The sequence below is a fragment of the Bordetella petrii genome, assembly GCF_020991325.1.
Classification (GTDB): domain Bacteria; phylum Pseudomonadota; class Gammaproteobacteria; order Burkholderiales; family Burkholderiaceae_B; genus Bordetella_A; species Bordetella_A petrii_E.
This window is the reverse complement of sequence record NZ_JAJMLX010000314.1, coordinates 1-4,860: the sequence shown is the minus strand read 5'-3', so window position 1 is coordinate 4,860 and position 4,860 is coordinate 1. Positions and strand designations below refer to the sequence as shown.

At 67.4% G+C, this 4,860-nt stretch carries 4 protein-coding genes and 1 pseudogene; 2 read left to right on the top strand and 3 right to left on the bottom strand.

All coding sequences use genetic code 11. The annotated features are described in order from the left end of the window. A pseudogene (locus LPZ50_RS21730) lies at nt 1-267 on the top strand (hypothetical protein); the annotation flags it as partial. A 126-nt stretch (nt 268-393) separates the two neighbouring features. Next, a complete protein-coding gene (locus LPZ50_RS21725; protein ID WP_230664861.1) occupies nt 394-1,359 on the top strand; it encodes a Bug family tripartite tricarboxylate transporter substrate binding protein in 966 nt (321 codons plus the stop codon). 51 nt (nt 1,360-1,410) lie between these two features. On the opposite strand, the gene LPZ50_RS21720 is transcribed toward LPZ50_RS21725, so the two are convergent. From LPZ50_RS21720 to LPZ50_RS21710, 3 genes are all read right to left on the bottom strand, one after another. Next, nucleotides 1,411-2,052: a flavin reductase family protein gene (locus LPZ50_RS21720; RefSeq protein ID WP_230664859.1), complete on the bottom strand. Its 642-nt coding sequence runs from the start codon at nt 2,050-2,052 to the stop codon at nt 1,411-1,413. 19 nt (nt 2,053-2,071) lie between these two features. Next, nucleotides 2,072-3,367: a phospholipase A gene (locus LPZ50_RS21715; protein ID WP_230664857.1), complete on the bottom strand. Its 1,296-nt coding sequence runs from the start codon at nt 3,365-3,367 to the stop codon at nt 2,072-2,074. Nucleotides 3,368-3,493: 126 nt separating this feature from the next. After that, nucleotides 3,494-4,860: aldehyde dehydrogenase family protein (locus LPZ50_RS21710; RefSeq protein ID WP_230664855.1), on the bottom strand; the 1,367-nt coding region annotated here is incomplete at its 5' end.

Below are 4,860 nucleotides of genomic sequence, written 5' to 3'. Positions count from 1 at the left end.
ATGGCCGGCGTGGCCCACACCGTGCTGGCCATGCCCGCGGTGGCCGCCGAAGTACGCGCCGGCACCGTGGTGGCGGTGCCGCTCGCGCCGCGCGTCGAGACGCGCCTGATGGTGGCCACGTCCTTGAATCAGCCGCTGACGCAGGCGGGCCGCGCCGTGCTGGCGGAAATCAAGCCGGTATTGGTCCAGGCCATCTGCCGCAGCGAATTGCCTTTGCACATCCACGTCGAACCGGCCCGCGCAGCCATGCCAGCCGCGGCCAGATAGAACAAAACGGCATAGCTGATACAAGGGCGCGGCTATCGGTGCGAAAGCGGCCTGCCGGAATAATGGCGTGGCCATAAGCGGCAGCGGCTGCCCGCTGCCCACCACAACCAATACCGGAGACAGCCCATGAATCGCCTGGCGTGCGCAGCGTTATCGTCCATCTTGTCCCTGGGAGCGGCGGCGCACGCCGCCGATTTCCCGGACCGGCCCATCACCCTGGTGGTACCGGTGGCCGCCGGCGGCACCATGGACATCGCCGGCCGCGTGCTGGGGCAAAGCCTGAAAGACATACTGGGCCAGACCGTGGTAGTGGAAAACCGGCCCGGCGGCAGCGGCAACATTGCCTATGCCCAGGTGGCGCGCGCCCAGCCGGACGGTTATACCCTGCTGTTTTCCTACGAAGGTTTCCACACCGGCGGCCCTGCGCTGTCTACCAACCAGGGCTGGGATCCAGTGCGCAGTTTCACGCCGATCGGCGATGTATTTCGCGGGCCTCATGTGATCCTGGTGCCCAAGGGCGCGCCCGCGCAGAATCTGCAGCAACTGATCGACCAGGCCCGCGCCCAGCCCGGCAAGCTGAACTACGCCTCATCGGGCGTGGGTTCCATCCAGCACCTGGGCGCAGAACAGTTCAAGCAGCTGACGGGTACCAACATTGTGCATGTGCCGTACAACGGCGCCGCCCCGGCCATGAAAGACCTGATCGCAGGCCGCGTGCAGTTGTTCATCACGACGCCGCCCAGCGCCATCGGCCACTTGAAGGCCGGAACGATCCGGGCCCTGGCCATTACCAGCAAGCAACGCCATCCGATGCTGCCCGATGTGCCGACCACGGCCGAGGCCGGCTTGCCCGAGTTCACGCTGGAAGCCTGGTTCTCGCTGTTCGGGCCGGCCGGCATGCCCGACGCAGTGCGCGACAAGCTGACGCAAGCCGTGAAAACCGTGGTGCAGTCGCCGGAATTCGCCGCCAAGATCAATGAACTGGGCGCTTATGCACATTACCAGTCGCCCGCCGAACTGGCGCAAACCGTGCAGGCGGGGCTGGCCCACTGGGCCGGCGTGGTGAAAGCCGCCGGCATCGCGGGCAACTAGGCGGCCCGCCGGACCGCGCATTGCCGCGCACCGGCGCGGCGCATGCGGGCTTCAGGGCCCTGGCGATTCGCGGTCGCGCCAGGCCGCTTCGGTCAGGCGCGGCACTTCGGTCAGGTTGGCCTGGACGCTGTACCAGCCGCCGCCATGCATGCGGCCCACCAGATCCAGGCTCGGGGTATCGATATAGCAGCGCTCGGCGTCCAGCACCGCGTCGTCGCGGATGTGGATGGCCAGCACGTCGGCCAGCACCATGTTCCGGCCGGGCGCCACTTCCAGCACCTGGCTGACCTGGCATTCCATGGCCACGGGGCTGTCGGCGATGCGGGGCGGGGCCACCTTGTGCGACGGCGCGGTCGCGATGCCCGCGGCCTCGAGTTCATCGGTGCCGGGCGCGAAGTCGATTGCCGTGACATTCATGTGCTGCAGCTGCGCCGACGACACCATATTGATGACGAAGCCCGCGCCCACCTGCAGGTTCGCGCCCGTGTCCTTGGGGGAATCGGGCCGCGAGCCCACGCCCAGGCATACCACGGGCGGGTCGCCCGACATGGCGCCGAAGAAAGAGAACGGCGCCGCATTATTGCGGCCCTGCGCGTCCTGGCTGACCACCCACGCGATAGGGCGCGGCACGACGGTCGAGGTCATCAGCTTGTAGGTGTTGCGGCCGTTCAGGGTAGACGTGTCGAAGTACATGGCTGAATTCCCCGGTTCGTTAAGGCACCAGCGACAAGCCGACGCGGAACTGCGATTCGTTGCGCTGGTTGTAACCCAGCAGGGTTTCGCCGTAGCCGTTGAAGTACTGCAGATGCAAATAGCCGTTCATGTGCAGGAACGTGCGGCGCAGCGGCCAGGCGAAGTCCAGTTGCGTGGTGCGCCGCTTGCTGTCGCCCTGGCGGTACATGGCCGATACCACCGCGCCATTGTCCTGGGCCCAGCGCAGATTCCAGTCGATGTGGCCGGCGTAGTCGGAGTAGTCGGCGTTTTCGCTGGCCACGCCCATGTAGGCCTTGAGCTTGGGGGCGAAGGTAAGCGTGCTGCCGCCGTCGAAACGATAATTGATGGCCGGCTGGATGTAGGCGTCATTCAGCGAACGCGAATCTTCGCCGTCCTTGCCGTTGGACATGTGCTCGACACCGGTGTTCAGGCCCAGGCGCCAGTTCTGGTCTTCCGATGTCCAGAGGTCGTTGTTCAACCAGAACAGGCTGGGGTTGAAGGTTGTGTCGATGAACGGCACCGAATCGCTTTCCAGGTCCCACAGCGATGTTTGCGTATAGCCCAGGTAGAAGTTTTCGCCAAAGGTGGATTTGCGCCCGCCCGGCGGATTGAACAGCCGGTACTTGGCGCTGATCTGGAAGCGCGCCGTGGTCAGGCCCCGCGTTCCCACGCTGAAATACATGGGCTGGTACGCGGAAAGGGCGCCCAGGTACCTGTCCAGCGACGTGGGCTGTTCTTTCCATTGGGCTTCGGCCGCGCTGGTGGGGGCGGGGCCGGCATCGGGTTGCGCGCCCGCCGCGGCAACCTCGGCCGCGGGCACTGGTATTCCGGTGGCGGCGTCCACCACGGGCCCCTGGGCGGGGGTGCTGGCCAGCGTGCCGGTTTCACGGCCGGACACGTCCAGCGCCATCATGGTGGGTTCGCCCTCGATCGACAGCGCCTGCAGCCCCTGGGCCTGCGCCGGTACCACCGTGCTCCAGGCCACCCGGGCGAAACCGTCGATGGGAACATTCAGCACGCCCGCGGGGCTTTCCAGCCTGGCCAGGCTGCGCACGATGGCGCCATTCGCGCCGCGCCACTGAACCACCAGCTCATTGGGCGGCTGCCAGTTCGTCCTGGCGTTGTCCTCATTGAAGAACACGGCCTGGATGCGCACCGTTTCACCGGGGGCGGCGGCCGGCCGCTCCAACTGATAGGTGATGCCGGCCGCGGCCGGCATGGCGGCGCCCAGCAGTCCGGCCAGGGCCAGGGCGCGCAGCGTATGGGAAAACAGGGAAGCGGTGTCCGGAAACATGGTCAAGCGGGGCAGATGGCGACGACGCACTGTAGCATCGTCGCCTGGGGGCCGCGCAACCGCATGTAAACCATTGCGTCACGGTACTGGCGGTAAGCCGGGCTGCCCGCGAAGGCGTCCGACGGTTCATTCGCCGAACTTGATGCCCTGCGCCAGGGGCAGCTGGCGCGAATAGTTGATGGTGTTGGTGGCGCGCCGCATGTAGTTTTTCCAGGCGTCCGAACCGGATTCGCGGCCGCCGCCGGTTTCCTTCTCGCCGCCGAATGCGCCGCCGATCTCGGCGCCGGATGTGCCGATATTGACGTTGGCGATGCCGCAATCCGAGCCGGGGGCCGACAGGAAGGTCTCGGCTTCGCGCAGGTCGTTGGTGAAAATGGCCGACGACAGGCCCTGGGGCACGCCGTTGTGCATGGCCAGGGCTTGTTCGAATTCGCCGTACCGCATCACATACAGAATGGGCGCGAACGTCTCGTGGCACACCACGTCGGTTTGGCCGGGCATCTCGGCGATGGCGGGGCGCGCGTACCAGGCGTCGGGATACACGTCGTCCAGCACGCGTTCGCCGCCGGTGACCTGGCCGCCTTGTTCGCGGGCCGCCTGCAGGGCCTGCTGCATGGCGTCGAAGGCGGCGCGGTCGATCAGCGGCCCCACCAGCGTGCCGGCTTCCAGCGGGTTGCCGATGCGGGCGCTGGCGTACGCGGTGCGCAACCGGGCCAGCAGATCGTCGGCGATGCTTTCATGCACGATCAGGCGGCGCGTGCTGGTGCAACGCTGGCCGGCGGTGCCGATGGCCCCGAACACGATGCCGCGCGCCGCCATGTCCAGGTCGGCGCTGGGCGCCACGATGATGGCGTTGTTGCCGCCCAGTTCCAGCAGCACCCGGCCGAAGCGCTGCGCCACGCGCGGCCCCACCTGGCGGCCCATGCGGGTGGACCCGGTGGCCGACACCAGCGCCACGTGGTGCGAATCGACCAGGGCCTCGCCCAGTTGGCGGTCGCCGATCAGTACTTCCAGCAGGCCCGCGGGCGCGTCGCCGTACTGCTGCAGCGCGCGCGCGAACAGGGCCTGGCAGGCCAGCGCCGTCAGCGGGGTTTTCTCAGAAGGTTTCCACACCACGGCATTGCCGCACACCAGGGCCAGCGCCGTATTCCACGACCACACGGCCACCGGGAAGTTGAAGGCGCTGATCACGCCCACCACGCCCAGCGGGTGCCAGGTTTCCATCATGCGATGGCCGGGACGCTCGGACGCGATGGTCAGGCCGTACAGCTGGCGCGACAGGCCTACCGCGAAATCGCAGATGTCTATCATTTCCTGCACTTCGCCTTCGCCTTCGGCCAGGATCTTGCCGGCTTCAAGCGACACCAGCCGGCCCAGGTCCTGTTTGTGGCGGCGCAAGGTATCGCCGAACAGGCGCACCAGTTCGCCGCGGCGCGGCGCGGGCACCTGCCGCCATGCCTGGCTGGCCTGGCGCGCGCGGGTGATGGCGGCAT